Consider the following 26280-nt stretch of genomic DNA (forward strand, 5'->3'; position numbering starts at 1 on the left):
CACCTGGCCCTTGGTATTGCGGATGGGGAACATGATCCGACCACGGAAGCGGTCATAACGCTTGCGATGGCCACCGCCCTCTTCACTCTTGTCGATGACGAGGCCGGACTCGACCAGCACTTCGTTCTCGTAATCAGGGAAGACCTGGCGCAGGCTGTCCCATTCGTCCGGCGAATAGCCCAGGCCAAAGCGGGCAGCGACTTCGCCGGTCAGTCCGCGTCCCTTGAGATAGGCAATCGCCGGCTGGGCACTGCGCAGCTGATGACGATAGAAATCGTTGGCACGCGTCATCACGTCCGACAGGGCCATGCTCTTGGCCTGCTTTTCCTGGCGCTGTGCCAGGGGGATGTTGTCTTCGCGCTCGGGCACCACCATGCCCACGTTCTGGGCCAGATCCTTCACCGCTTCCACGAATCCCATCCCCGAATACTCGATCAGGAAACTGATCGCCGTACCATGCGCGCCGCAGCCGAAGCAGTGATAGAACTGCTTGGTCGGGCTGACGGTGAAGCTGGGGGATTTCTCGTTGTGGAAGGGGCACAGGCCCATGAAGTTGGCGCCGCCCTTCTTCAGTTGCACATAACGACCTACCACGTCGACGATGTCGACGCGGTTGAGCAGGTCCTGGATGAACGACTGAGGAATCACCTGGGCAGCGGGGCGTTAGGTAAAGAGGCGAAGGGGCTGCTTACGAAGCCAGCGCGGCCTTGACCAGGGCGGACACCGCCGTCATGTCGGCACGTCCGGCCAGCTTGGGCTTCAGCACGCCCATGACCTTGCCCATGTCCTGAGGACCGGCAGCACCAGTGGCGGCCACGGCGGCCTGGACTTCAGCCTTGATCTCGTCATCCGACAGGCTGGCCGGCATGTAGGTGGCCAGCACGGCCAGTTCGGCCTTTTCGACGTCAGCCAGGTCCTGGCGGCCGCCGGCTTCGAATTGCGAGATGGAATCCTTGCGCTGCTTGACCATCTTGTCGATGATGGCCAGCACGTGGGCGTCGGTCAGTTCGACGCGCTCATCGACTTCCTTCTGCTTCATCGCGGCGGTCAAGAGGCGGATGGTGCCCAGCTTGCCCATGTCCTTGGCACGCATGGCGGCCTTCATGTCTTCCGTGATCTGCTCTTTCAAACCCATGGGGTACTCCGAAGATGAGGTGGATGAGTATTCTGCGATCTGGCGCCATCCCGCATCCAGTATTCCGGGCAGCAACAAGGCAAGGCCCGGTCTTGGCATCGTAGAACATGGATGGGCTTATCGCCAGCCCGAATTGGTGCTTTCCTTCCTATTTGGGGCTGCCAACAGGAAAAACCAGGCCAGCCAGGCACCCGGAGAAAACACCTCGACAAATCGGGAATAAATGCGAAAACCCGCTGCGGACCAACACCGGAGCGGGTTTACACATCGGCCGCACGAGTGCGCGGCGAGAAATTCTTAGTACAGCTTCTTCGGCAGCTGTTGGCTGCGGATACGCTTGTAGTGACGCTTCACGGCAGCAGCCAGCTTGCGCTTGCGCTCAGCGGTCGGCTTTTCGTAGAACTCGCGTGCGCGCAGTTCGGTCAGCAGACCGGTCTTCTCGATGGTGCGCTTGAAGCGACGCATTGCAACTTCGAACGGCTCGTTCTCTTTAACGCGAATAGTGGTCATGTAAATTCAAACCAGAAAGGTTAGGTTGGATTAGCAAAGAAAGCGATTGTAGCAGGACTGGCACCCGATTGGAAGGCCAAACGTGGCATTTTTTCCACCACCGTGGTAAAAAACGGATAAGAATCAGGCACTTATCACAGTCAAGATGATCCTTCACCTGAAGTCAAGGGCAAATGAAGGAAAAAGTCCAACACCTGCCTTCCAGGCCGGCCTCACACCGCTGAACCCGCCGCCACGCCTGAGGCCCACGCCCACTGGAAATTGTAGCCGCCGAGCCAGCCGGTCACGTCCGTCGCTTCGCCGATGAAATGCAGCCCCGGCACCTTGTTGGCCATCATGGTCTGCTGCGACAGCTCGCGCGTATCCACGCCGCCCAGCGTGACCTCGGCCTTGCGATAGCCTTCCGAGCCACTGGGCAGGATCACCCAATGATTGAGCGAGTCACCCAGCTTCTTGAGCGACTTGTCGGGCATGTCGGCAATGCGCGCGTTGGCATCGAAGCCATTGATCTTGAGCCAGCCTTCGGCCAGGCGGTTGGGCAGCCACTGTGCCAGCAGATTGCCGAGATTCTTCTTCAGCGTGCCCTTGCCGTGAATCAGCAACTGGGCCACATCCAGTTCCGGCAAGAGATTGAGCCGCAGCGGCGTGCCCGGCCGCCAGAAACTGGAAATCTGCAGGATGGCCGGCCCGGACAGCCCGCGATGGGTGAACAGCAGGTCTTCAAGGAAATGTCCGCGCTCCTTCTTCTCGCCGGTCTCCACCGACACCTCCAGCGCGATGCCGGCCAGTTCGGTGAGCGACTGCCAGGCCTTGCCGTCGAAGGTCAGCGGCACCAGGCCGGGACGCGTCTCCACCAGCTTCAGGTCGAACTGGCGCGCGATGCGATAGGCAAAATCGGTGGCCCCGATCTTGGGAATGGACAAGCCGCCGGTCGCAATCACCAGACTGCCGGCCTGAATCTCGCCGGCACTGGTAGCGATGCGAAACTGTTCACCACTCTTGCCGACCTCCTGCACCGTGCAGGGCATGCGCCAGCTGACGTTGCCCGCCTCGCACTCGGCCTTGAGCATGGCGATGATGTCTTCGGCGGAGTCATCGCAGAAGAGCTGCCCCTTGTGCTTCTCATGGAAACCGATGCGATGGCGCTTGACCAGCCCGATGAAATCCTGCGGCGTATAACGCGACAAGGCGCTGCGGCAGAAATGCGGATTCTGCGAGAGATAGTGCTGCGGACCCGCCCCCACATTGGTGAAATTGCAGCGGCCACCGCCGGAGATGCGGATCTTCTCGGCCAGCTTGCCGGCATGGTCGATGAGCACCACGCGGCGGCCGCGCTGGCCGGCCACGGCAGCGCACATCATGCCGGCCGCACCGGCGCCGATGATGGCGACATCAAATTGATTGGGATTGTTCTTGCTCATGCTTCCTCCGGCACGCATCTCGGTGCAGCACGAGGCCGCTTCAAAGCCGTGATTGTCCGCGATCCCGGCCCGAAAACACAAGAGCCAGGAAACAACGCGCGCTCGGGAAGGCACAAAGACCAAGGGCCGGCATCTCGCGATACCGGCCCTTCGCCTTCTTCCTCCCATCATCCCGCGTGCTCTGCAAACACGCGGAATGCCAGGTGCCTCAACTTTGGTGCAACTTTATCCTAACCAGCAATTTAAATCATTTATATCGTTTACTGAAAATACGGCGGCGGCTCCACGCCCATCCACAATTCCGATGACAAACGCATCATGTCATTGAGAGAACCCCGCTGCGCAAACATCTGGCGCAGCCAACTGGCGTCAGACAAGCGATCATGCGCGATGCGGCGCAGACGCGTGATGGTCTGCTGCTCGGCCTCGTTGGCCACATAGGGTTCCAGCAACTGCAATTGCTGCAGCAGGTGTTCATAGATGGGCAGCTTGCGCGATTGCGAAGGCGTCGCGCCGTGCAGCGCCAGCTGGCCATTGAGCCCGAAGCGGCTGGCCTCGAAACGGTTGAACTGGTAAAGCAGATAGAAATCATCGCCGACCACGAACGGCCGCTCGGTGAGAATCCAGCGCGCCAGCAATTGCGCATACGCCCCCAGGTGCGCCGCATGCTCGATGGTCAGCGGCGTATCGCAGACGCGGATTTCCACGGTGCCGTATTCCGGCTTGGGACGGATATCCCAATAGAAATCCTTCATGCTGGCGATGATGCCCATCTGGTGCAGTTCATCGTAATAAGTCTCGAACTCGGCCCATTTGGTATGCACCGGCGCCGTGCCCGACAGCGGGAACGCCCGCACCACGTTGCTGCGCGAGGAATCGAACTTGGTGTCCGCGCCCTGGTAGAAGGGCGACGCCGCCGACAGCGCGATGAAGTGCGGCACGTAACGCGAGAAGCCGTGGGTGAGATACAGCGCATCATCGCCGTTCTCCACACCGATGTGGATGTGCTGGCCGAAGACGGTAAAGGTCTTGGCCAGGTAGCCGTATTTCTCGTGCAGGTAATGGAAGCGCTCGCTGGGCGTGATGCGCTGCTCGTTCCAGTGCTGGAAGGGATGCGCACCACCACCGGAGACATCGATGTTGAGGTATTGCGCGCCACGGTTCAAGGCGCCGCGCAAGCCCTTCAGTTCCTCGATCAGTTCATCCACGCGGGTGTGGATGCCGGAGTTCAGCTCGATCATCCCCTGCGTCATTTCCAGCTTGATCTGCTTTTGCAGGTCACGCGGCTCGATCCAGTTCAGCAGATCGACCGCATCGCTGGCCAGGTTGTAGTTGCGGCGGTTGACCAGTTGCAGTTCCAGCTCGATGCCCATGGTAAAGGGCGTGGAGGAACCGAACGGCAGGATGCCGGCGCTGCCCTGCGGACCGGCCACGTGGGCCTGGGTACCGGGGGACTCTTGTTCGTTGCGGATCAGTGTCTCGGTATTCATTCGCGTCCACTCTCTCCAGATTTGATCAGGGCAAACTGGGTTGCCACCGGCCCCAGGAATTCCAGGACCACCATGCTGCCCGCCAGCAGCGGCAAGACATTGGCCGTGGTGTGCGGATACAGCGACGAAACGGTTTGCATCAGGCCCACGCCGACTTCGGTCATGGGCAAGGTACCCAGCGTGAGCAGGCCGGCCTGGCGCCAGTTCATGCGGGCAAAGCGGGCAAACAGGAACACGCCCAAGCCCATCGCCAGGAAGCGCGCCGCGATCAGGATCAGCACCGAGAAGCCCAGCAGGCTCAAGTCCGACAGCTTCATCGAGGCGCCCACGGTGACGAAGAGCATCACCACGAACAACTCATTGGCGACACCAAACTCCAGCTCCATCAGGTCGAACTGGCGATCCAGATTCTTGGAGAGGATGGCGAAGATCAGCATGGTCAGCATCACCGGCAGATGCAGCGCATGCGCCACGCCGATGGCCAGTGCAATCACCGAGATCACCAGCACGAACTGCGAGCTGTTCTCGCGGCCCAGCAGGCGCGCCAGCGGCATCATCAGCCAGTAGGTCAGATAGGCCAAGATGGCCGAGCCGACCAGCGAATACAGGGTGTGCTGGATCAGCGTCCAGACGGGCGTACCGGCCTCATGCGCGATCACCGGCAAGAGCGCATAGGCGGCCAGCACGGCCACGAAGTTGTTGAGCGCGGTCATGGCCGCCAGACGGCGCGTGACCTGGCCTTCCGCCTTGAGGTCGCGCAGCACCACCAGCACCACGGCCGGTGCGGTGGCAATGGCCATCACGCCACCCAAGAGCGCCATGACCGAATCGGTACCGAACCAGGTCAGGGCGATGCTGACGAAACCGAAGCACAGCACGGCCGAGACGGCCACCGTGATCATCAGCCATTTTTCGCGGCGCAGCCAACCGATATCGACGTAACGACCCAATTGATACACCACCAGCGCGACGGCAATGTCAGCAAAGATGTTGGTGACCTTGAGGACTTCACCGGAAAGCAGATTGAACCCGCCGGCACCCAAGAGGAAACCGACCAGCAGATAACCCGTGATGCGTGGCACCCATGGGGACTTGGAAACTACGTAGCCCGCGATCAGCCCGAAGAGCAGCAGGCCGCCGAATACCAGCAGGGCATTCCATTGCAGCGTCTGTGCGAGGGTGAACGACGGAAGAGCCCACTCCATATCTCCTCCTGTAACGATGTGGTGTTGAACCGCAGCAGCACACTATCATTCGACGATGACATGCATGTTGCGGATCGCGTAAGCAACATGCCGGGCATGTGCGGCACGAGCAGCCCGACGAGATCGGGCCCGATTTTTCCAAGAAGATTTTTTAAGAAAAAATCTCTCATCAAAAAACCGGAGCACAGAAGATATCACTCTTGCTCTACGCGATGATCTTTTTTTTACCTACAACGGAAATCTGAATTTCCTGATTTGATATTTATTGAATTTCTGGAAGTTATCCGAAGCGCATTGAGAAGATGAATGTAGTTAGGGGAGCCTCAATGCTCCGTCAGGATGCCGTCAGCGGTAATCAGAGCAGACCTGATTCGTTTGTCAGAAAAGACTGACACGAGCGCGCTGCGATAGCGGGCCAGCTGCGCTGCGTAATCGGCACGCTCGCTGTCGAGCAGACGGCGCTTGTAATCGATGACCCAGACTTCGTCGTCGAACATGACCACGCGGTCCAGCCGCATGACGCCAGACGGGGCGACGATCTCCATTTCATTGCGCGCCCAGCGATGCAACGACGGATTGAAGAAGCGCTCCAGTTCCGGCTGTGCCAGCACCACGCGTGCCTGCGCATGCACCACCTGTGCCATCTCCGCAGAGATGCCCAGCCAGCGCACCAAAGCAGGCGGCGATGGCAAGTGCAACGGCCATGCGTTGCCGTGCGTGAGCCGTTCCAGCAGTGCATGCAGGGCCACGCCTTCATCGATGGCTTCGGTGCTGACCAGCGTGCCATCGGCATCGACCTCGGGCAGCGCATCTTCCTCCTCCTGCGCTGCGCCGAACAATGACATCGGCACCGGTTTGGGATCGAACAACGCCAGCGAGAATTGCTCTTCGATGGCGGCAGCATCGGCACCGTGAACGGCGTCCTCGCTGATCTCGCGCACCGGCGCATCGCTGGCAAAGAGACGCTGATACCAGCTGCCTTCCACCACCCCGCCCTCGCCCGCCCCGCGCGTCCCGGCCACGCCCGAGACCAGCAGCAACTGCTTGGCGCGCGTGACGGCGACGTACAGCAGGTTCCAGTCTTCCTGCGTCTTCAGGCTTTCTTCTTCCTCGAACAGATCATCCCGCGCACAGCCGCGTTCGCTGCGCCGGCCAAAGGCCGAGAAGTGCGTGGGCGCATCCTGATCCTGCGGCCAGGCGCAGAGGATGCCGAGATTGTCTTCCACCGAATCGCTGTGATTGGCATCGAGGATGGCCACCACCGGGGCTTCCAGTCCCTTGGCGCTGTGTACGGTGAGAATGCGCACGGCATCGGCGCTGGCATCCACGCTCGCCTCGTCCGGCGCATCGCCACCTGAAGTGCGCTGCAGGACGCGCAAGGCGTCGATGAATTTGGGCAAGCTCGGATAGCGCCCGGCATCCATGTTCAGCGACAGCTCCACGAAGGCCGCAATGTTGCCGAGCGTCTGGCTGCGCGTGAGCGGCGAGGCATGCTGCGCATAGCGCGCCACCAGTTCGCCCTGATGCAGGATCATGTCCAGCAGGTCATGCACCGGCAGGTGTGGTGCCGCCTGCAGCCAGCGCTGCAGCAGGGTCACGGCACGCACCAGCGCGGCCGATGCGCTGCCCTCCTCCTGCATGCCCTGCAGATGCTGCCACCAGTGTCCGCCCTCGGCTTGCGCCACGCGACGCGCGATCTGCACCAGGTCATCATCGGCCGCGCCGATGATCGGGCTCTTGAGGACGTGGGCCAGCGCACGTGTGTCGTTGGGCGTGATGAGGAAAGTCAGCAGCGCGATCAGGTCGGCGATTTCCAGCGATTCGAGCAGGCCGCCGCGCTTGTCGGAAATGAAGGGAATCCCTGCGGCGCGCAAGGCACTCTCATAGGCCGCCAGGTGCGTGCGCTTGCGCACCAGCAGCATGATGTCGCCCCAGCGCATGGGGCGCGTAGCCTTGCCATCGGCCACCGGCACTTCGCGATAAGCTTTGAGCAAAGCCTGCGCCAGTGCCTGCCCTTCCAGCAGGCGGCGCGCATCATCTTCCTCGCCGCGCGGCGTGGTCAGGGGGTTGCGCCAGGGGATGATGTCTTCAGCGTTGTTCGTGGACTCGGGCGAAGCCGGTTCTTCGGGGGTTTCAGGCGAAATGACGTTTTCTGCATCCTCGTCCTGCCGCGCCAGGGGCAGCCGCCAGACCTCGCCCCCCGCAAGGCCCAGCGTGGTCTGCTGCGCGAACAGCGGATTGCCGCCCATGACGAATGAACGATTCAGTACATCGACCACGGCCGAGGCATTGCGGCGGGTCTGGTTGGCGCGCAGGATGGCGGCGCCCTGCGCGCGCAGCATCTCGCGCGCGGCCACGAACACGCGCGGCTCGGCGCGGCGGAAGCGATAGATGGATTGCTTGGGATCGCCCACCACGAAGACGCTGGGCTGGGCCGCATCACCACCATAGGCATCGAGCCAGCAGCGCACGATGCACCATTGCAGCGGGTTGGTGTCCTGGAATTCGTCCAGCAGGATGTGCTTGTAGCGCGCATCCAGCCGGGTCTGCAGATAGGCGGCGCTGGCCTCGTTGCGCAGCAGGCGGTAGGCCTGCCATTCGAGGTCGGCGAAGTCCAGCACGCGCTGTTCGGATTTCACCTCCTGATAGCAGGCCAGGTAGGTGCGGCCAGCGGTGAAGAGGGCGCGGTTGAGTTGCAGGACCGCCTTTTCCTTGCTGCGTCCCTGGAGCTTGCGCAGTGCGTTGCCGATGGCATTGAACTCTTCTTCAAAGGCCGTCAGCGCGGCTTCCTCGCTGCTGCCGAAGTGCTGCACCAGTGCGGCCAGCAGCGACTTGACCTTGCCGTTCTTGCGCGGCTTGTCCTTGTCATCGAAGAACTGGCTGTAGAGGGCGTCGAAGTTTTCCAGCGCGGAACCTGCAGTCAATGCCGACTCGATGGCCACCGCGCGCGTCTTGTTGGCGCTGCCTCCTTGACCGAGCAGGATGGCGATCTGGCTGGCCCGCGCGAGCAGTGCGGCATCGTCCCACAGCGACAGACGCGCATCGCGCTGCGCATCGGGGCCGCACAGGTCTTCCAGCCAGCGCAGGGGCGATGGCATGTCGGCTGTCTCTTCGTCTTCCTCGCCATCGTCGTCCTGCGTGGCCGCCCACCATTCGGCGCGCTTGTCGATGAAGGCATCGAGCAACTGCCGCGCATTGAAGTCACCCGCCAGTTCATAGAGTTCCAGCAGTGCCGCCTTGACGGGCGCGCCTTCGGGCTCACGCAGTTTCTGCATGAAGCGGCGGTAGGCTTCATCGATCAGCTCGCCATTCTTTTCGGTCAGCGTATAGCCGTGCGGCACGCCCGAGGCCAAAGGTGCAATCTGCAACAAACGGGCGAACCAGCTGTGGAAAGTGTCGATGGACAGGCTCTGTTCAGAGGAGAGGATGCGCTCGTACAGTCCGCGCGCCACCGGCAGCAAGCGGGGCAGGTCGGGCTCGGCCACACCGCGTTCGCGCAGCAGCGCGGCCGCGTGCGCATCGTCGGCCAGGGCCAGTTCGTGCAGCAGTTCGAGCAGGCGCTCGCGCATTTCCTGCGCGGCCTTGCGGGTGAAGGTGATGGCCAGCAGTTCCGGTGCCTGTGCCCCGGCCAGCAGAAGACGCAGCATGCGCGCCACCAGCAGCCAGGTCTTGCCGCTGCCGGCGCAGGCCTCGACCACCACCGAATGGCGCGGATCGCAGGCGGCACGCGTGAAGACGGCCGCCTCGACCGCTTCGCCATTGACCTCATAGGCTGCCGGTTGCTTGTCGGCGGCGCTCACAGCCAGGCTCCCTTGCGGCACAGGCCGCGCATCTCGCAATACTGGCAGACGGATTCGATGCCGTTGGCCGGCAGCGCCGCGCCGTGGGCGACGGCTTGCATGGTGGTGGTGATCTGTTGCTGGAGCATCTTCTGTTGGCGTGCGAAATCGGGGGCGGCGGCGTCGCCGGTTTTCTTGTCAGGGCCCAGTTCGAGGGCGACATAGTGCGCGTGTTCCACTGCGCCACCGGCCAGCAGGCCATAGAAGGCCAGCTGGTGATCATCCTCTTCCTTGACCTTCTGCCTGAGGCTGGCGGCGGTGCGGGTCTTGTAGTCGAGCACGGCGCGCTCGCCGTCGGCATTGCGGTCGACCCGGTCGAGGCGACCGTACAATTCGATGCCGCCATCCTGCCATTGCAGGGCGTGTGATTGCGACTCTTCACCGAAGGCGAATTGCCAGCCCTCGGCTTCGCGCTCGTTGGCCCACAGCAGATAGGCCGGCATCACCTTCTGCCAGCGCGCATGGAAGGCCAGCGCGGCCGGATGGCGCTGCATCTCGCGCTGGAACACTTCCTCGGAAAGCTGCGCCAGCAAAGGCGCGCGGGCCGGCAGCGGAGTGTCGTTGTCGCGCAGGTGGGCGTGATAGCGGTAAAGAATTTCGTGCAGCCAGCTGCCGTAGTCGCGCTTCTCGGGCATGTCCGAGAGCTCATCCATCACCGCCACGCGCAGCATGCGTTGCGCAAAGAACTGATACGGGCAGGCCAGGAAACTGCCGAAACCGCTGGCCGACAGCGAGGCCGGCAAGAGATCCGGCGCGCTCGGCATCGGCATGGTGGAGAGCACCGCACGCAGTGGCTTCAGCGGCGGCGGCAGCGTCACACGTTCCAGTGGCGCGGCACCCTGCTGCGCCAGCTTCAGTTCAAGGCGCTGGATCCACGGGCTCACAGGATTGGGCTCGCCATCCTGATGGGTCTGCCAGCACAGCACCACCTCCGGATTCACGCACAGCAATTCGGTGAGGTCGCGCAGCTGCTGGCGCTGGCGCGTGGCGCGCGTGGCCAGGTTCAGTTCGCGCCGCACGGCATTGGAGAAGAACAGGGTTTCCTGCGGCGGTGAAGGCAAGTGCGCGGCATCCGCACCGATCACCAGCACCGCCTCGAAACGCCGCAGGCGCGCGCCGTTCAGGGGCAGCATCACGACCCGCCGGTCCTTGATGGGCGGCATGAAGGAAGTGGCATCCAGACGCAAATTGAGCAGCGCGCGCCATTCCGCAAAGCTGAAGGTATCGGTCAGCCCGCCCTGCTCGGCGGCGATCTCGTCGAGCATCAGCAGGCATTGCTCGCCCGCACCATCGGCGCGCAGCGCAGCTTCCATACCCAGCGCCTGGCACAGGCCGCGCTGCGTCTCGCACCATTGCGCCAGCGTCTTGCGGCCGCCGAAGCGCGCAGCCTGCTTGGCCAGCGTGATGATGCAAGCCAGGTCATCGGCCTGTCCCGCTTCGGCGAAGGCCGATTGCAGCGCCTGCCAGTCGCCGGCGATGTTGGTACGGCGCAGGCGGGCTTCGATGCGCATGACGCGGTCGCTGCGGTCGGCATCCTCAGGGAAAACGAAGGGCGACTTCAGCAGGTCGAGCAGTGCATTGGTTTCACCCCGGGCCGAGACCAGGTCATTCCACGCGGCCAGCGCAGCGGCGGCGCGGGTGGTGGAGAGCTTCCAGCCGGTCTCGTCGGCCACGGCCACTTCGGCGCGTTCCAGCAAGGCGCGCAGGCGGCGTGCGGTGACGCGGTCCTGGGCCACGATGGCGATGTCGGTCTTGCCCTGCTGCAGCCAGCGCAGCACGATCTGCGCGCTTTGTATGGCGGCGTTTTCCAGGTCGCCGGCCGGACACAGGCGCGGCAGCGCGATGGGATGCGACGGGGAGACCGCAGCCTGGTCCGCTTCCATCGGCAGACCATCATCGTCGCGCACCAGCTCTTCCCAGGCCGAGAGATACAGCGGATGCAGCGGTGCGATGACCGCGCGGCTCCAGTCCAGCGTGACGATGCGCACCGGCTGGCGCTGTGCGTAGGCCGACAGGAAGGCCGCGTCCAGCGGTTCCGGTTCGGTCGGGCTGACCCACACCAGCGGCAGGCTGGCCTGATCCGCCAGCGCCAGCATCGCGTCGAAACGTTGCACGATGCGGTCATGGGCATCGAGCTGGGTTTTCCACACCTGCCACACCAGCGCGGCTTCGTCGGAGAGCATGCCGTGCGCAGAAGGTGCCAACGGCTCCAGCAACTGCGCCAGGGCCTGGGTCCAGCGGCCTGCCGCTGCCTCTTCACCATCCGCATTGGCGCGGATCTCGGGCAGCAGCGCCAGGGTCAGCTCATCGGACAGGGACAGCAGCGTCTGCGCCAGCGGCAGCAGGTCGGCATTGCGGCGGGCGGAAAACATTTTCTTGAGCCAGCCATGTTCGCGCAGTTGCGCATAGAGCTGCATGAGCCGCTCGCTCTCGGAGGGCGGCGCACTCTCGCCCGGCGGCTGCATCGCCAGCAGGCCGGACAGCGTATTGATGCGCGGGGCGATGTAGGGCCGGCGCAGTTCGCGCGACAGCGCCGCCTTGAAATTCTGGGCGTGGGAAAACGCCGGCACCATCAATTGCACGCCCGAGAAATCCAGCGCCCCTTCCTGTTGTGCCTGCAGCGCCTGCCCCAGCGGCTGGCCCTCGCGCAGCAGCGCGCGCACGGCCTGTTGCCAGAAATCGGGAGTGGGCGGGATCGGTACGGTGGCAAGCAGCATGCGTTCTCTGGATTCAATGAGGGCTGGTGAGGATAGCGCGTATCTACACGGCCGAGGCGGCACAAGAGCGTCAGCGGACCGTGCAGCCATTGTATTTTTCTCTTGCTCCGACAGATTTTTTCAATCGCGCCGGAGCAGACGATGCTGCGCATTGTATGCCAGACGGCCCCCTGCCGGCCTCGCGGGCGCAACGGGCAAAGCCGCGCCGGTGCTCGCGCAGCGCTGCAATGGCCGCGATGAGGACGGGTGACAACAGGCCACGGACCGAGCGTCCACACTTTCCCTCAAAATGGGTTATGATTGCCCCTGTACCCCGCCGCTTACCTCTGCCGCGCTTCAATTACAACTTGAATCGGCGCGCAACGACTCCACGTAGACCTAGCAACTCCGGAAGCGTTGATGGCTCACGCCAGGCCTGATGGTATTTGTCCACGGCGCTGATTGACTAATTACACCACTGCCTCATACCGAGGAAATGCCATGAGCGAACATATCAAACATATTACTGACGCCTCTTTCGAAGCCGATGTGCTGAAGTCCGACAAGCCCGTGCTGGTTGATTTCTGGGCGGAATGGTGCGGTCCCTGCAAGGCCATCGCCCCGATCCTGGAAGAAGTCGCCAAGGAATACGACGGCAAGCTGCAGATCGCCAAGCTGGACGTGGACTCCAACCAGGCCATCCCGGCCAAGTTCGGCATCCGCGGCATCCCGACCCTGATCCTGTTCAAGAACGGCGCAGCCGCTGCCCAGAAGGTCGGCGCACTGGCCAAGGGCCAGCTGGTCTCGTTCATCGACAGCAACATCTGATTCTGATGTAACATCCGACGGCGGCGCGCTCGCGCTGCCGTCCGCCCGGCACAAGGTGCCCGGCTTTATCTAGATCCACACCACGCTATTCCCTCCCCCACCTTTATTTATCCCGTCCCGGGACACTCATATGCACTTATCAGAACTAAAAGCGATGCACGTCTCTGCCTTGCTGGAAATGGCCATCAGCCTGGACATCGAGAATGCTGCGCGCCTGCGCAAACAGGAGCTGATGTTTGCCATCCTGAAGAAGCGCGCAAAATCAGGAGAACAGATTTTTGGCGATGGCGCCCTCGAAGTGTTGCCTGACGGCTTCGGCTTCCTGCGCTCGCCCGACGCCAGCTACATGGCGTCCACCGACGACATCTACATCTCGCCTTCGCAGATCCGCCGTTTCAACCTGCACACCGGCGACTCCATCGAAGGTGAAGTGCGCACGCCCAAGGACGGCGAGCGCTATTTCGCCCTGGTCAAGGTCGACAAGGTCAACGGCGAACCGCCGGAAGCCTCAAAGCACCGCATCCTGTTTGAAAACCTCACGCCGCTGCACCCCAACAAGCTCTTGCAGCTTGAGCGCGACATGCGCGGCGAGGAAAACATCACCGGCCGCATCATCGACCTGATCGCCCCGGTCGGACGCGGCCAGCGCGGCCTGCTGGTGGCTTCGCCCAAGTCGGGCAAGTCGGTGATGCTGCAACACATCGCCCACGCCATCACCACCAATCATCCGGACACCGTGATGATCGTGCTGCTGATCGACGAACGTCCGGAAGAAGTGACCGAAATGCAGCGCTCGGTGCGCGGCGAAGTGGTCGCCTCGACCTTCGACGAACCGGCCACGCGTCACGTGCAGGTCGCCGAAATGGTGCTGGAAAAGGCCAAGCGCCTGGTTGAAATGAAGAAGGACGTGGTCATCCTGCTGGACTCGATCACCCGTCTGGCACGCGCCTACAACACCGTGATCCCGGCCTCCGGCAAGGTGCTGACCGGCGGTGTGGACGCCAACGCGCTGCAGCGCCCGAAGCGTTTCTTCGGTGCCGCCCGCAACGTCGAAGAAGGCGGCTCGCTGACCATCATCGCCACCGCCCTGATCGAAACCGGCTCGCGCATGGATGACGTGATCTACGAAGAATTCAAGGGTACCGGCAACATGGAAGTGCACCTCGAGCGCCGCCTGGCCGAGAAGCGCGTCTCCCCCGCCATCAACCTCTCCAAGTCCGGCACCCGCCGCGAAGAGCTGCTGATCAAGCCGGACCAGCTGCAGAAGATCTGGGTGCTGCGCAAGCTCATGTACGACATGGATGAAATCGAGGCGATGGAATTCATCCTCGACAAGATGAAGTCCACCAAGAACAACGCCGAGTTCTTCGACATGATGCGTCGAGGCAACTAAGTTCATCAAGGCAACTAAGTCCTTGGCAGGTTCGGAAAACGGCATGTCCCTCAGCGGGCGTGCCGTTTTTTATTGCCCCCTGGGAAACAACGGATGAGCATTTTCATCTGAAATACCACGCCGCGCCGGCCCGGCCGGTCGGCTGCCTTGACCCAAGCCCCTGATTCCACTGTATAATTTCGGACTTTTCCAAACCGGCAAGTGATCATCAATCGGGTCAAGAAGCAGGGCGACCGACGAAGTGGCGATTGGCTACCAAACTACTCTTGAGGCAATCATGAAAGAAGGCATCCACCCGGATTACCGCGAAGTCCTGTTCCACGACATGTCGAACGACTTCAAGTTCATCACCCGCTCCACCATCGGCACCCGCGAAACCGGCGAGTTCGAAGGCAAGCAATATCCCCTGGTGAAGATCGAAGTTTCCTCCGAATCGCACCCGTTCTACACCGGCAAGCACAAGATCGTCGACACCGCTGGCCGCGTCGAGAAGTTCCGCCAGAAGTTCGGTTCCGTCGGTTCGAAGACTGCTGTCTCGAAGGCGTAATCAGTACTTCCTCCAAAAAAGGCAGCTCCGGCTGCCTTTTTTGTTGGGCTCACCGGTGGGGCAGCATCAGGGGCTGCACCATCATGTAGCAGACAGAAACAACTATTTACCGGGTTTTCCTGCACAATAGGGCCTGCTAAAAAAACACCAGCCAAAAACACCAGCCGCCGACAACGGCGACCGCGCGGCCCAGGCCACCCCAGCCCGCGCATCACCCAACACGCAGCACAGAACAAGAGCAACAAGATCTTGATGAAGCCAGTCCGTCTTCCCGCCGCCGCGACCAATGCGCTTCCGCGCCTGGCCGTGCTTGCGCTCGCCCTCCTCTACATCCTGCCCGGCCTGATCGGCCGCGATCCCTGGAAGAACGAGGATGCCACCAGCTTCGGCATCATGTGGACCATGGCCCATGGCAACCTGGCCGACTGGCTCACCCCCAACGTGGCCGGCCTGCCGCTGCCGGCGGAAAGTCCGCTGGCCTACTGGTTTGGTGCAATCTGCATCAAACTGTTCGGCTGGCTGCTGGGCGACCCGCTGGCGGCCCGCGTTTCCATCATCGGCTGCTTCCTGGTCGGCTCGCTGTCGATCTGGTACACCACCTACGTGCTGGGCCGCCGCGCCGAAGCGCAGCCGTTGAAGCTGGCCTTCGGCGGCCAGCCCGAACCCAAGGACTTCGGCCGCACCCTGGCCGATGGTGCCTTCCTGATCTATCTCGGTTTCCTCGGCCTGCTGCTGCACAGCCACGAGACCAGCCCCAAGACCCTGCAGATCGCCCTGGTGGCCTATGCCATGTTCGGTGCGGCGCGCGTGTTCGATGCGGGCAAGCTGCGCCATGGCATCTGGCTGGGACTGGCGCTGGGCATGCTGGTGCTGACCTATGGCTGGCTGCTGCCGGTCGGCGTGATGATCGCGCTGGTCCTGCTGGCCGCCCTGCGCAAGGATGGCCGCGCCCTCGGCCTGCTGCTGTTGCTGGCACTGCCGATGGCGCTGTTGATCAGCGCCGCCTGGGTGGCCGCGCTGCACCGCCTGATCCCGGCTGAAGCGGCCAGCCAGTTCGAGCTGTGGATGAGCTGGAACATCTACCAGCTCAACCGCCCGACGCTGGCCACCCTGGCCTTCCTCGGCAAGTATGGCGTGTGGTTCGCCTGGCCCGCCTGGCCCTTCGCCGGCTGGGCACTGTACGCCTGGCGCCGCCAGCTGGGCTCGCTGCACATCGCCTTGCCGCTGGCCTTCCTGATTCCCATCACGCTGCTGATCCTGGTCAACGTGCATCGCGAAGAGGGCATGCTGCTGCCGCTGCTGCCGGCGCTGGCGATCCTGGCCGCGTTCGGCCTGCCGACCATGAAGCGCGGTGCCATCAATGCGGTGGACTGGTTCTCGGTAATGACCTTGACCACCTCGGCGGCCTTCATCTGGATCGGCTGGATCGCCAAGGAAACCGGCTGGCCGGCCAAGATCGCACGCAATGCCTACAAGCTCGCGCCCGGCTTCAAGCCCGGCTTCGAATGGATCTCGCTGGCTATTGCGGTGGCCGCCACCATCGCCTGGATCCTGGTGGTGCACTGGCGCATCTCGCGCCGTCCCGCGGTGCTGTGGCGGGCCGTGGTGCTGTCGTCGGGTGGCGTGATCCTGTGCTGGGTGCTGCTGATGACGCTGTGGCTGCCCTGGGTCAACTACGGCAAGAGCTATGCGGGCGTGGCCGAACAGATCGAATCGAAACTGACTTCGGTCAAGCAGTGCGTGCAGAGCAATGTGGGACCGGCGCAGCGCGCCTCCTTCGCCTATTTCGGCAACGTGCGCTTTGCCGACGAGCGCGACCAGAGCTGCGACTACCTGCTGCTGCAGGATGACGTCAGCAATCAGGATGCCTCCATCATGCTGCGCCAGTACCCCGGCAACTGGCGCATGGTCTGGGAAGGCCGCCGCCCCTCCGACCGCGACGAGCGCTTCCGCCTGTACCGCCGTGCCGGTCGCTGATGCAAGGTTGGCTGCCGCGTGACGACTGAACTGCCCGCCCTCTCCTCCCGCCATCATGTCGGCCGCATCACGCGGCTAGCGTGGCCGCTGCTGATCGGGCAGCTGGCCATCATCGCCAATGGCGTCATCGATACCGCCATGGTCTCGCGCTTCTCGGCGCTGGACCTGGGTGCGCTGGCGCTGGGCGTGTCGATCTACGTGAGCGTGTTCGTCGGCCTGTCGGGTGTGCTGCAGGCGCTGCAGCCGACCATCGGCCAGCTGTACGGCGCAGGCCGCGTGGGCGAGATCGGCAACGAGGTCAAGCAAGGCATGTGGCTGGCAGTGCTGCTGTCCATCGTGGGCTCGCTGATCCTGATGTTTTCACCGCTGTTCCTGGCGGTGGCCAAGGCCTCGCCGGAACTGGTGGAGAAGGCCACGCTGTACCTGCGCATCGAAGCGCTGGCGCTGCCGGCCACGCTGTTCTTCCGCGTCTATTCCTCGCTCAACACCGCCCTGGCGCGGCCCAAGATGGTGATGGCGCTGCAGCTGGGCGGCCTGCTGCTGAAGCTGCCGCTGAATGCCCTGCTCATCTTCGGTGGCCTCGGCCTGCCGGCCTTCGGCGGCCCCGGCTGCGCCATTGCCACCACGCTGATCGCCTGGCTGATGATGATCGCCGCCTGGCTGCTGGTGGCGCGCCTGCCGCTGTATCGTCCGCTCAAGCTGTTCGGCAGCGGCTTCGTCGCGCCCTCGTGGAAGAGCCAGCGCACGCTGCTGCTGCTGGGTATTCCGATCGGCATGTCCTACTTCATCGAAGTGACCGCCTTCACGCTGATGGCCGTGTTCATCGCGCGCCTCGGCGCGGTCCCGGTGGCAGGCCACCAGATCGCGGCCAACGTCGGCACGGTGCTGTACATGCTGCCGCTGTCCATTGCCAGCGCCACCAGCACCCTGGTCGCGCAAGCCATCGGCGGCGGCAACATGGCGGAGGCCAAGAAGATCGGCCGCGCCGGCATCCGCCTGGCGGTCTCGCTGTCGGTAGTGATCGGGGTGATCGTCTGGTTCCTGCGCGAACACATCATTCGCGCCTACACGCCCGATCCGGTGATCGTCGGTGCGGCGCTGCCGCTGTTCCTCTACATCGCCTTCTACCAGCTGTTCGATTCCATGCAGGTGACCACGGCCTTCGTGCTGCGCGCCTACAAGGTGGCGGTGGTGCCCACCGTCATCTACGCGGTCACGCTGTGGGGAGTGGGATTGGGCGGCGGCTATCTGCTGGGACTCGATCCGCTGGGCGTGGCACCGCCGGCGCTGCGCGGCCCGTCCGGGTTCTGGCTGGCCAACAGCCTGAGTCTGGGCCTGGTGGCCCTCGGCCTGCTGGCCTATCTGCGCGTGATCCAGCGCCGCGCGCAGCGCGGCGAACTCAGCGTTTGATCACGCCGCCGGCGGCAAACAGATCGTCATTGCTGGCGTCGACCAGACCGGGCACGCTGACCGCGTCGTCCGGCCGCCCCAGCAGGAAGCCCTGCACCTGATCACAATGCAGCAGCTGCAGTTCGCGCAGCTGCCCTTCGGTCTCCACGCCTTCGGCCACCACTTCCATCTGAAGGGCATGTGCCAGCGCGATGATGGCGGCCACGATGGCGCGTCCGGAGTGATCGTCCAGATCCAGGCGCGAAGTGAAGAAACGGTCGATCTTGACCTGCCGGCAGTGGAACTGCGCCAGGTAGGCCAGACTGGAATAGCCGGTGCCAAAGTCGTCGATGGCGATGTCGAAACCCAGCGACTGCAGTTCGCGCACCACGCGCGTGGTGCGTTCCACATCCTTCATGGCGGCGGTCTCGGTAATCTCGAACATGAGCCGCTGCGGCGCGATGCCGGACGCACTGACCACCTTGATGATGCGCTCCACCAGATCGCTGCGCATCTGCAGCGGCGACAGGTTCAGCGCCACCTTGACCGGCTTCACGCCGGCCGCATCCCAGCACACGATCTGCCGGCACACCGCGTGCAATACCCAGTCGCCGATGCAGAGGATCTGCCCCGAGCGCTCGGCAATGGGAATGAACTCGGACGGAGCCATCTCGCCCAGCTCGGGATGATGCCAGCGCAGCAGCGCTTCCAGCCCGGTCAGTTCCTTGCCGGCACCGCGATACTTGGGCTGGAAGTGCAGGCGGAACTGCTGCTGGTCGATCGCCTGCTGCAGCGCCTGCCGCACCTGCAGATGGCGCATGGCGCTGGCATGCATGGCCGGCTCGAAGAAGCGATAGGTATTGCGTCCGCTCTGCTTGGCTTCGTACATGGCGGCATCGGCATTCTTCATCAGGGCATCGACCGACTCGCCGCTGTTGGGATAGACCGCGATGCCGATGCTGGAGGTCACGCGCAAGGTCGCATCCTCAATCTGGAAATCCAGGCGCAGTTCGGCCAGGATGTTCTCCGACAATTGCTCCACCACCTCGGGCGTGGACAGATTGCTCATCACCACCACGAACTCGTCGCCACCGATGCGCGCCACCATGTCCTCGCCACGGATGCAGGCGCGGATGCGCTGCGCCACCGCCACCAGCAAGCCATCGCCGACGGCGTGGCCGAGCGAATCATTGATGGCCTTGAAGCCATCGAGATCCATGAACAGCACCGCGAACGGTTTGCCGTTGCGACGCGCCACTTCCACCGCATGCTGGATGCGATCCGCCAGCAAGGCGCGATTGGGCAGGCCGGTGAGCACATCATGGGTGGCGAAGTGCAGCAGCTTGTCATTGGTGCGGCCAACGATCTTCTTCAAGACCTGATTGCGCTGCACGCCGCTGACCACCAGCGCCATGGCCATCGCCAGAAATGCCAGGAACACCAGGCCATTGACCAGGTGTTCGCGCGTGATGCCTTCCCCGGCCAGGCTTTGCGCCTGCGGGTCGATCAGCAGTGCGCGCAGTCCGGCGGCCGCCGATGACACCAGCCCGGCCCCCACCAGCAGCGCCGCCAGCACGCGCCGCGCCTGCTGGGAATTGAGCGAACCGGTCATGGGCTTGCGTCCGTTGCTGGCGGAAAACAGGGTGACGATGAAGACCGCCACCACTTCCGACACCACCAGGGCCACGATCAGCAAGGGCGTGTGATAGACCAGCGGCGGCACCAGCGTCATCGACTTGAGCGCGATGTGAAAAGCGGCATTGAAGGCGGCGCCGATGGCCAGCCCGCCGATGACCAGCCGGGCCGGTTGCGGACGCCGCATGCCCGTCAGATGCATCAGGTAGAAAGCGCTGGAGAGGCACAGCAGCAGGGTGAGCACCACCATGCGCGCATCGAAGGCGATCGGCATGGGCGCGTCCAGCGACGCCACCGTCAGCAGCATCGCGCCCCACACGCCGAGACCGAATACCACCGCGCCTATGGCCAGCCACAAGCGCCGGTGCTGGGACTCCTGCAGCACGATGCGCTCGGAGACCTCCAGCGCCGCGTAGGCCGAGAGACTGGCGACCAGCAAGGCAAAGGCCAACAGCAGGAAATGAAAGGAAGCTGACATTGTCGAACCTGGGCTCGGGTGCGCACCTTCCATGCGGGCTATCGCTGGGAGCCCGCAGGACAGGACGCCTGCTCGGTATCGCGGCCGTTCCGTCCTGGCGACGAGCGCGCTGGCAACATGGCGCAGCGGGCCGCAGGACGTCAGTCGATCGCCGTTGCCGGGCAACGGGTCGCCGCGTTCCATCCTGGAAAGCACCTGCGCACCTCGTGCGCGGCAGGAAACCATGCCGCTGCCACGACGCGCGCCGACGTCATTCCGGGAACCTCAAAAAGTTACGTAACCAAAACGTACCACAGGGATGCTGCTGACTTCTTTGATTTATTCGATTCGTTGCAACCAGCGTGCTGCTTGTGTGACTCTCCGGCAAGACGCCGGACGGTGTCGCCCCCAAAAAGCTCGGGCCGGATTATCTAACAAAAACTCCATCCCGTGGAATGGGAAAGATATCGGCTATTCATTCACCGGATGCCCGGTGCGCTTTTCGATCTGCCGCTATTCTAGCGCGCTTCGGGCGCAAGATGCCGCGTCGCATCAGATCTGGAACACCGTGTCTCGCTCCTTGCGGCGTGTCTCGCGGCGGACACAAACCTTAAAAAATTGCGCCCTGCCGATGCACAGGCAGGAGAGTTGGACCGACAATGCCTGCATCACAAGACCGGCATCGTCCCTCCTGCGTCAAGCATGCGATGCACCAGGCCAGTCCCTGCAATGCGCTCCGCGCGACGTACTTGCAGTGGCCTGATGACCTGACATCTGTGCACGGTGACCCGTGCCAAATGCGGCTGCTCGTTGCACCAAAGACTCTTTTGGAGACTTGCACATGGACGCTTTCCCATCGGCCGGAAATGCTTGCCGGAACTGCTTCGGCGCGATCACGCGCGGGCCGTTGCAGGAACGATGGCGCACTCTTTCGGACCAGTGAGTATAAATCACGTTTGCGGCGTAACTCACCTCGGAAGCAAACGTACCCCGGAAAGCGCTACCTCAAAGTACCTTCGAAATCATGGAAACCGCCAATCAAAAATTCGCAAAGCGCCTGCGCGCAGCGATGGAAAAAGCAGGATACGAACCCAAGCCCGCCGTTCTGGAACGGGAATTCAATCTACGTTACTGGGGCAAGCCGATGACGCTGCACGGCGTACGCCGCTGGCTGCTGGGCGAGTCGATGCCCAAGCAGGACAAGCTGGAAACGCTGGCCGAATGGCTGATCGTGACGCCACAGCATCTGCGCTTCGGTGAAGAGATCAGCAAGCGCATCGACAAGCGCCGCGCGCGCTGGGAAGAAGCCATCGGCTACCGCGAGCGCGAAGCCTTCGAAGCCTTCATCAATCTGCCTGCGCCCCAGCGCAAGATCGTCAAGGAAGTGATCTTCGCCTTCTCGCAAGTCGCCATCCAGGCGTCAGAAAAAGCCGCTGCACCGACCAAGACCGCCACCACCCGCCGCCGCACCCGCACCTGAAGACGCGCTCCCACAGCGTTCGCTGCGTGCTCCTCTCGTGTCGTTTCCCGAGATTTCTCCCCCTCCCGAATCACGATCCCGCTCCCCCCTGGGATCTTGCTTCCTTCCTTTCTTGTTCTTGTTCCGCCCGCGCGCGATCCGCCACCAGCGTGTGCTGCTGCGCGCGTCGCGCCTGTCAATCTGTCAGCTTCCCGCGTGACGGGAGTGGCTGTGGCGAATCTCCCACGCAGCAGTGCATCAATTTCCCACGCGTGCCGCCACGTCGACGCAGTGATCGACCTGCTCGGCGATGGCTTGCGGTACCGGGCGCTGCCCCGCCAATACCTCGTTGATCCAGGCGGCAGTGGCGGCGGCATCCTGGCCTTCGGGCAGGTCGGGCAATTCCTCCGCCACGCTCTGCTTTTCCACCAGCACGGTGCGGGTGCCGCGGCTGAACCAGTCGATGCGCTGGGCGCGCCGCGCATTGGCCACGGTCTCGCCTTCGGTGCCGCGCATGAGGAAGGCGTCGCCGCGATCATGCGGGGCAGCGTGACTGAAGTAGTCGGTCAGCATCTCCAGATATTCCGGATGGGTATACGACGTCAGACGCAAGGCGGGCTGCGCAAACGGTTGCATAATCTTGACCAGCGTATGCGTGGAGTTGCGCACGCCGAGGATGCGGCGCAGATCGAGCAGGCGCGACACGGCCGGGGCCAGCGCAGCAATCGGGATGAAGGCCGGCAGGCCGGCGGCCATGCGCGCTTCGGCCTCGGCGGCGGAAGCCGCATGCGGCACCCCCAGCGCAGTGAAAATCTCGGCGCTGGTCACGCGCTGCGGATCGTGGGTGACGCCGTGCATCAGCACGGGGACTCCGCGCCGCACCAGCAACAGGCACAGCAGCGGCGTCAGATTGGCCATCTTGCGCGATCCGTTGTAGCTGGGCAGCACCACCGGCGCATAGGGACCGGCCGGCGCATGCAGGGGCGTGAAGGAGGCCTCGGCGGCCGCCAGGAAACCGGCGATCTCCTCGACCGACTCGCCCTTGATGCGCATGGACAGCAGGATGCCGCCAAGTTCGAGATCACTCACACGGCCATCGAGCATGGCGGCATACATCAGTTGCGCATCCTCGCGCGAAAGACTGCGGGCACCGTCCTTGCCGCGTCCGATTTCCTTGATGAAACGGGCGGCTGCGAACGGGGCCGGTGACGGGACAGCGGCACTGGCGACAGGCTCGACGGCCGCAGCCGGAGCAGGAATGTGGGCATCGTTTTGCATGGCCGAAGGGTACACCAAAACCGCCGCCTGCCGCAGCCGGGGCGCTTGCCCGGTGGCTTTCCATTACAATAGCGCCTTTGCCGCACGGCCCCCACCGGGCTTTTTTGCGGCGGCTTCATTGAGTCCATCCCCATGTTAGTTCTCGGCGTCGAATCTTCCTGTGACGAAACCGGCCTTGCTCTGTACGACACCGAGCGCGGCCTGCTGGCGCATGCCCTGCATTCGCAGATTGCCATGCACCAGGAATATGGCGGCGTAGTCCCCGAGCTGGCCTCGCGCGACCACATCCGCCGCGCCATTCCCCTGCTGCAGCAAACTCTGGCCGATGCGCAGGTGCAAGCCGCCGACATCGACGCCATCGCCTACACGCAAGGACCGGGTCTGGCCGGGGCGCTGCTGGTCGGCGCATCGGTGGCCTGCGGACTGGGGCTGGCGCTGGACAAGCCGGTACTGGGCATCCATCACCTGGAAGGCCACCTGCTCTCGCCGCTGCTGGCGAGCAAGCCGCCGCGCTTTCCCTTCATCGCGCTGCTGGTCTCGGGCGGGCATACGCAACTGATGCGGGTCGATGGCGTGGGCCGCTATGAACTGCTGGGCGAGACGCTGGACGATGCCGCCGGGGAAGCCTTCGACAAGTCGGCCAAGCTGCTGGGACTGGGATATCCGGGCGGACCGGCGATCTCGCGCCTGGCCGAGTTCGGCGATCCCAGCGCATACCAGTTGCCGCGTCCGATGCTGCATTCCAAGAATCTGGATTTCAGTTTCTCGGGCTTGAAGACGGCGGTGCTGACCGTGGTCAAGCAGCACAGCGCCAACATCTGCGAACAGGACAAGGCCAACATCGCGCGCGGCTTCGTCGATGCCATCGTGGACGTACTGGTGGCCAAGTGCATGACGGCCCTGAAACAGACCAACCTGAAGCGTCTGGTCATCGCCGGCGGCGTCGGTGCCAATGCGCAACTGCGCGCGGCCCTCAATGCGGCGGCGGCCAAGCGGCGTTATGAAGTGTTCTACCCGGAGCTGCAATTCTGCACCGACAACGGTGCCATGATCGCCTTCGCCGGTGCCATGCGCCTGCGCGAGGAGCCGGGTGCGGCGCGCAAGGAATACGGTTTTGGCGTGCGTCCGCGCTGGCCGCTGGATGAGTTGCGGCCACCGCAGGCCGGGCAGTAGTCAATCGAAAGCCACTTGCAGATTTAATGTGAACAAGCCCTAGTCTGAACCCAAGGTAAATCTGCCGATGGCATTGGACATTCCATCAATCTCATGTTTGAGCAATCCAGCCGACACGCTTGCCTGCTCAACCAGATCAGCATTGCGCTGGGTAATGCCGTCAAGCTGCACAATTGCCTGCGCTATCTGATCAATGCCCGCCGTCTGGCTGTCGCCGGCTTGCACAATCTCGCTCATCAAGTTGTTGACCCGGTTGGCTGCATCCACCATTTCCTTCATGGCATTGCCCGTACCAGCGGCCAACTCATTGCTGGAGGCGATCTGACCGGTCGAGCTTTCAATGAGCTGCTTGATCTCGCGGGCAGCCGCCCCTGAGCGTTGCGCCAGTGAGCGCACCTCGGAAGCCACCACGGCGAACCCCCTTCCCTGTTCGCCTGCCCGCGCCGCCTCCACCGCCGCGTTGAGCGCAAGGATGTTGGTCTGGAAGGCGATGCCATCGATTACGCCAATGATGTCATTGATCTTGCCGGAGGATGTCTTGATGGCAGCGATGGCCATTACCACCTGTTGCACCATCGCGCCTCCCCGCTGCGCCAGTGCGCAGGCACGGTCGGCAGCCAAGCGTGCCTCCTGCGCTGCTTCATAGTTGGATCGCACGGTGTGTGCCATGTCCTGCATCGAGGCAGCGGTCTGTTCCAGCGATGCCGCCTGCTCCTCGGTTCTCGCCGAAAGCGCCGAGTTGCCGATGCTCAACTGTTCTATTCCTGCCGCGATCTGTTTCCCGTGAACCGTGACCTCCCTGATCATCTGCGACAAGCTGCGATTCATGGCGGACAGGGCCGCCATCATCCTGCCCGTTTCGTCGCTTGAGGCCAGATGGATCCTGCTGGCCAGATCGCCTCGCGCCACCGCACTGGCAATTCCCACGGCTTCATTGAGCGGCTTGCTGACGCGGCGTGCGATCAACCAGGACAAGCCCAATCCGCACACCAGGGCCACTGCGAGCAAGGCAGCCACTCCCACACGGGCCTGGCCGAAGGTCGCATCGGCTTCCTGGCCGCTTGCATGGCTACCTTGCTCGACCGCTGCAAGGAGAATGGACAAGGATTTCCCTACGGATTGGTCCAGGGCCGCACCCTGCTCCTGCGCCAGGGCCTTGGCTTCCTCGGTGCGCCCCTGATCCGACAGGCTCAACAGCTTTTCGTGCAGGACCAGGTAGCGCTTGATGGATTCTCCATACCCGCGCCAGACCTTCTGTTCATCCTCGGTCAGGGGCAACGCCTGGAATTGCTGCTCCAGCGCTTCCCGCCGACGCATGATCTGCTGCATCACCGTCTCGGCGGCCCGTGCCTCGCTGTTGCGCGTGGCCAGCATGTGGCGAAATTCTTCTATCCGAAACCGCGCAAACTCACTGCGCAGATCCAGCAGAATATGCTGGGCAGGTGTCCAGCGCACGATCAGATCGCCCGTCGCATCGTGCACCCGGCCGATCTGCATCAGCGAAAAGCCACCGAGAACAGCGGTGAGGGCCAATACAGCAAGGAATGAGGCCATCAGTTTGACGGCCAGGGTGGGGTTGCGCAGCATTCGCATCGACATCGTCTCGCTCCAATTGGATCAGAACGTGAGTTGTACCTTCATCTGGCTGCTACGGTCACCTGCCACATTGAACGCATCTACCGCCTGGGTATAAGGGAAGCTTGCCGTGATGAGTGGTGTCACGTCGACCAGCCGTCGATTCATCATCTCCACCGCCATGGCGAATTCTTCATGGAAGCGGAAGGCACCGCGCCATTCCAGTTCTTTCGCCACCAGCAGATTGGCGGGGAAGTTGACGTCACCACCCAA

The 26280-nt window shown here is 63.2% G+C and carries 18 protein-coding genes and 1 pseudogene; 7 read left to right on the plus strand and 12 right to left on the minus strand.

Annotated elements, in window-relative coordinates; translation table 11 throughout:
- The 8 genes from B3873_RS25075 to B3873_RS25110 form a co-directional block, all read right to left on the minus strand.
- A partial coding sequence (locus B3873_RS25075; protein WP_286869732.1) for a DNA primase occupies positions 1-648 on the minus strand: 648 nt, incomplete at its 3' end.
- 40 nt (positions 649-688) lie between these two features.
- Positions 689-1135: a GatB/YqeY domain-containing protein gene (locus tag B3873_RS25080; RefSeq protein ID WP_039790072.1), complete on the minus strand. Its 447-nt coding sequence runs from the start codon at positions 1133-1135 to the stop codon at positions 689-691.
- A 297-nt stretch (positions 1136-1432) separates the two neighbouring features.
- On the minus strand, positions 1433-1645 hold the full coding sequence (gene rpsU, locus B3873_RS25085; RefSeq protein ID WP_006462949.1) for a 30S ribosomal protein S21: 213 nt from the start codon (positions 1643-1645) through the stop codon (positions 1433-1435).
- A gap of 212 nt (positions 1646-1857) precedes the next feature.
- Positions 1858-3066, minus strand: coding sequence for an NAD(P)/FAD-dependent oxidoreductase (locus tag B3873_RS25090; protein ID WP_286869736.1), 1209 nt, complete (start codon positions 3064-3066; stop codon positions 1858-1860).
- Between the two features lie 260 nt (positions 3067-3326).
- The gene (locus B3873_RS25095; RefSeq protein ID WP_039790074.1) at positions 3327-4556 is read right to left on the minus strand and encodes a YbdK family carboxylate-amine ligase; all 1230 of its coding nucleotides are present in this window, start codon (positions 4554-4556) and stop codon (positions 3327-3329) included.
- A complete protein-coding gene (locus tag B3873_RS25100; RefSeq protein ID WP_034331088.1) occupies positions 4553-5761 on the minus strand; it encodes a cation:proton antiporter in 1209 nt (402 codons plus the stop codon). The genes B3873_RS25095 and B3873_RS25100 overlap by 4 nt, the downstream gene beginning before the upstream one ends.
- Positions 5762-6084: 323 nt before the next feature.
- Positions 6085-9561 (minus strand): UvrD-helicase domain-containing protein, encoded by a 3477-nt coding sequence (locus B3873_RS25105; RefSeq protein WP_286869742.1) that lies wholly within the window; start codon positions 9559-9561, stop codon positions 6085-6087.
- Positions 9558-12317 carry a PD-(D/E)XK nuclease family protein gene (locus B3873_RS25110; protein ID WP_286869745.1) on the minus strand — a complete coding sequence of 920 codons (2760 nt, stop codon included), beginning with the start codon at positions 12315-12317 and terminating at the stop codon, positions 9558-9560. The genes B3873_RS25105 and B3873_RS25110 overlap by 4 nt, the downstream gene beginning before the upstream one ends.
- 480 nt (positions 12318-12797) lie before the next feature.
- Between B3873_RS25110 and trxA the strand changes: the two genes are divergently transcribed.
- The 5 genes from trxA to B3873_RS25135 all read left to right on the plus strand — a co-directional run bounded on the left by trxA (position 12798) and on the right by B3873_RS25135 (position 18451).
- Positions 12798-13124 carry a thioredoxin TrxA gene (gene trxA / locus B3873_RS25115; RefSeq protein WP_006462943.1) on the plus strand — a complete coding sequence of 109 codons (327 nt, stop codon included), beginning with the start codon at positions 12798-12800 and terminating at the stop codon, positions 13122-13124.
- A 130-nt stretch (positions 13125-13254) separates the two neighbouring features.
- On the plus strand, positions 13255-14517 hold the full coding sequence (gene rho / locus B3873_RS25120; RefSeq protein ID WP_286869750.1) for a transcription termination factor Rho: 1263 nt from the start codon (positions 13255-13257) through the stop codon (positions 14515-14517).
- Between the two features lie 277 nt (positions 14518-14794).
- Positions 14795-15064, plus strand: coding sequence for a type B 50S ribosomal protein L31 (locus B3873_RS25125; RefSeq protein ID WP_034331092.1), 270 nt, complete (start codon positions 14795-14797; stop codon positions 15062-15064).
- A 252-nt stretch (positions 15065-15316) separates the two neighbouring features.
- Positions 15317-17041, plus strand: coding sequence for an ArnT family glycosyltransferase (locus tag B3873_RS25130; RefSeq protein WP_276842876.1), 1725 nt, complete (start codon positions 15317-15319; stop codon positions 17039-17041).
- A gap of 18 nt (positions 17042-17059) precedes the next feature.
- A complete protein-coding gene (locus B3873_RS25135) occupies positions 17060-18451 on the plus strand; it encodes an MATE family efflux transporter (RefSeq protein WP_121044766.1) in 1392 nt (463 codons plus the stop codon).
- Here the strand turns inward: B3873_RS25135 and B3873_RS25140 are convergent.
- Positions 18441-20543 carry a putative bifunctional diguanylate cyclase/phosphodiesterase gene (locus B3873_RS25140; protein WP_121044768.1) on the minus strand — a complete coding sequence of 701 codons (2103 nt, stop codon included), beginning with the start codon at positions 20541-20543 and terminating at the stop codon, positions 18441-18443. The genes B3873_RS25135 and B3873_RS25140 overlap by 11 nt on opposite strands.
- A 1003-nt stretch (positions 20544-21546) precedes the next feature.
- Here B3873_RS25140 and B3873_RS25145 point away from each other — a divergent pair.
- Positions 21547-22002, plus strand: coding sequence for a hypothetical protein (locus tag B3873_RS25145; protein WP_034334286.1), 456 nt, complete (start codon positions 21547-21549; stop codon positions 22000-22002).
- A gap of 237 nt (positions 22003-22239) precedes the next feature.
- On the opposite strand, the gene ybiB is transcribed toward B3873_RS25145, so the two are convergent.
- On the minus strand, positions 22240-23259 hold the full coding sequence (gene ybiB / locus B3873_RS25150) for a DNA-binding protein YbiB (protein ID WP_286869759.1): 1020 nt from the start codon (positions 23257-23259) through the stop codon (positions 22240-22242).
- A 132-nt stretch (positions 23260-23391) separates the two neighbouring features.
- On the opposite strand from ybiB, the gene tsaD reads away from it, so the two are divergent.
- The gene (gene tsaD / locus B3873_RS25155) at positions 23392-24432 is read left to right on the plus strand and encodes a tRNA (adenosine(37)-N6)-threonylcarbamoyltransferase complex transferase subunit TsaD (RefSeq protein ID WP_286869762.1); all 1041 of its coding nucleotides are present in this window, start codon (positions 23392-23394) and stop codon (positions 24430-24432) included.
- Positions 24433-24471: 39 nt separating this feature from the next.
- Here tsaD and B3873_RS25160 read toward each other — a convergent pair whose 3' ends face one another.
- Together B3873_RS25160 and B3873_RS25165 are read right to left on the minus strand one after the other, a co-directional pair.
- Positions 24472-26031, minus strand: coding sequence for a methyl-accepting chemotaxis protein (locus B3873_RS25160; RefSeq protein WP_286869765.1), 1560 nt, complete (start codon positions 26029-26031; stop codon positions 24472-24474).
- 18 nt (positions 26032-26049) lie between these two features.
- A pseudogene (locus B3873_RS25165) lies at positions 26050-26280 on the minus strand (L-idonate 5-dehydrogenase); the annotation flags it as partial.

Source organism: Herbaspirillum sp. UBA812, assembly GCF_002296545.1.
In the GTDB taxonomy this organism is placed as follows: Bacteria; Pseudomonadota; Gammaproteobacteria; order Burkholderiales; family Burkholderiaceae_D; genus Herbaspirillum; species Herbaspirillum huttiense.

Coding starts and splice junctions, on each gene's coding strand:
- rpsU (WP_006462949.1), bottom strand. CDS start 1,645: ATGACCACTATTCGCGTTAAAGAGAACGAGCCGTTCGAAGTTGCAATG.
- B3873_RS25100 (WP_034331088.1), bottom strand. CDS start 5,761: ATGGAGTGGGCTCTTCCGTCGTTCACCCTCGCACAGACGCTGCAATGG.
- tsaD (WP_286869762.1), top strand. CDS start 23,392: ATGTTAGTTCTCGGCGTCGAATCTTCCTGTGACGAAACCGGCCTTGCT.
- B3873_RS25145 (WP_034334286.1), top strand. CDS start 21,547: ATGGAAACCGCCAATCAAAAATTCGCAAAGCGCCTGCGCGCAGCGATG.
- trxA (WP_006462943.1), top strand. CDS start 12,798: ATGAGCGAACATATCAAACATATTACTGACGCCTCTTTCGAAGCCGAT.
- rho (WP_286869750.1), top strand. CDS start 13,255: ATGCACTTATCAGAACTAAAAGCGATGCACGTCTCTGCCTTGCTGGAA.
- B3873_RS25080 (WP_039790072.1), bottom strand. CDS start 1,135: ATGGGTTTGAAAGAGCAGATCACGGAAGACATGAAGGCCGCCATGCGT.
- B3873_RS25140 (WP_121044768.1), bottom strand. CDS start 20,543: ATGTCAGCTTCCTTTCATTTCCTGCTGTTGGCCTTTGCCTTGCTGGTC.
- B3873_RS25160 (WP_286869765.1), bottom strand. CDS start 26,031: ATGTCGATGCGAATGCTGCGCAACCCCACCCTGGCCGTCAAACTGATG.
- ybiB (WP_286869759.1), bottom strand. CDS start 23,259: ATGCAAAACGATGCCCACATTCCTGCTCCGGCTGCGGCCGTCGAGCCT.
- B3873_RS25125 (WP_034331092.1), top strand. CDS start 14,795: ATGAAAGAAGGCATCCACCCGGATTACCGCGAAGTCCTGTTCCACGAC.
- B3873_RS25110 (WP_286869745.1), bottom strand. CDS start 12,317: ATGCTGCTTGCCACCGTACCGATCCCGCCCACTCCCGATTTCTGGCAA.
- B3873_RS25095 (WP_039790074.1), bottom strand. CDS start 4,556: ATGAATACCGAGACACTGATCCGCAACGAACAAGAGTCCCCCGGTACC.
- B3873_RS25090 (WP_286869736.1), bottom strand. CDS start 3,066: ATGAGCAAGAACAATCCCAATCAATTTGATGTCGCCATCATCGGCGCC.
- B3873_RS25130 (WP_276842876.1), top strand. CDS start 15,317: ATGAAGCCAGTCCGTCTTCCCGCCGCCGCGACCAATGCGCTTCCGCGC.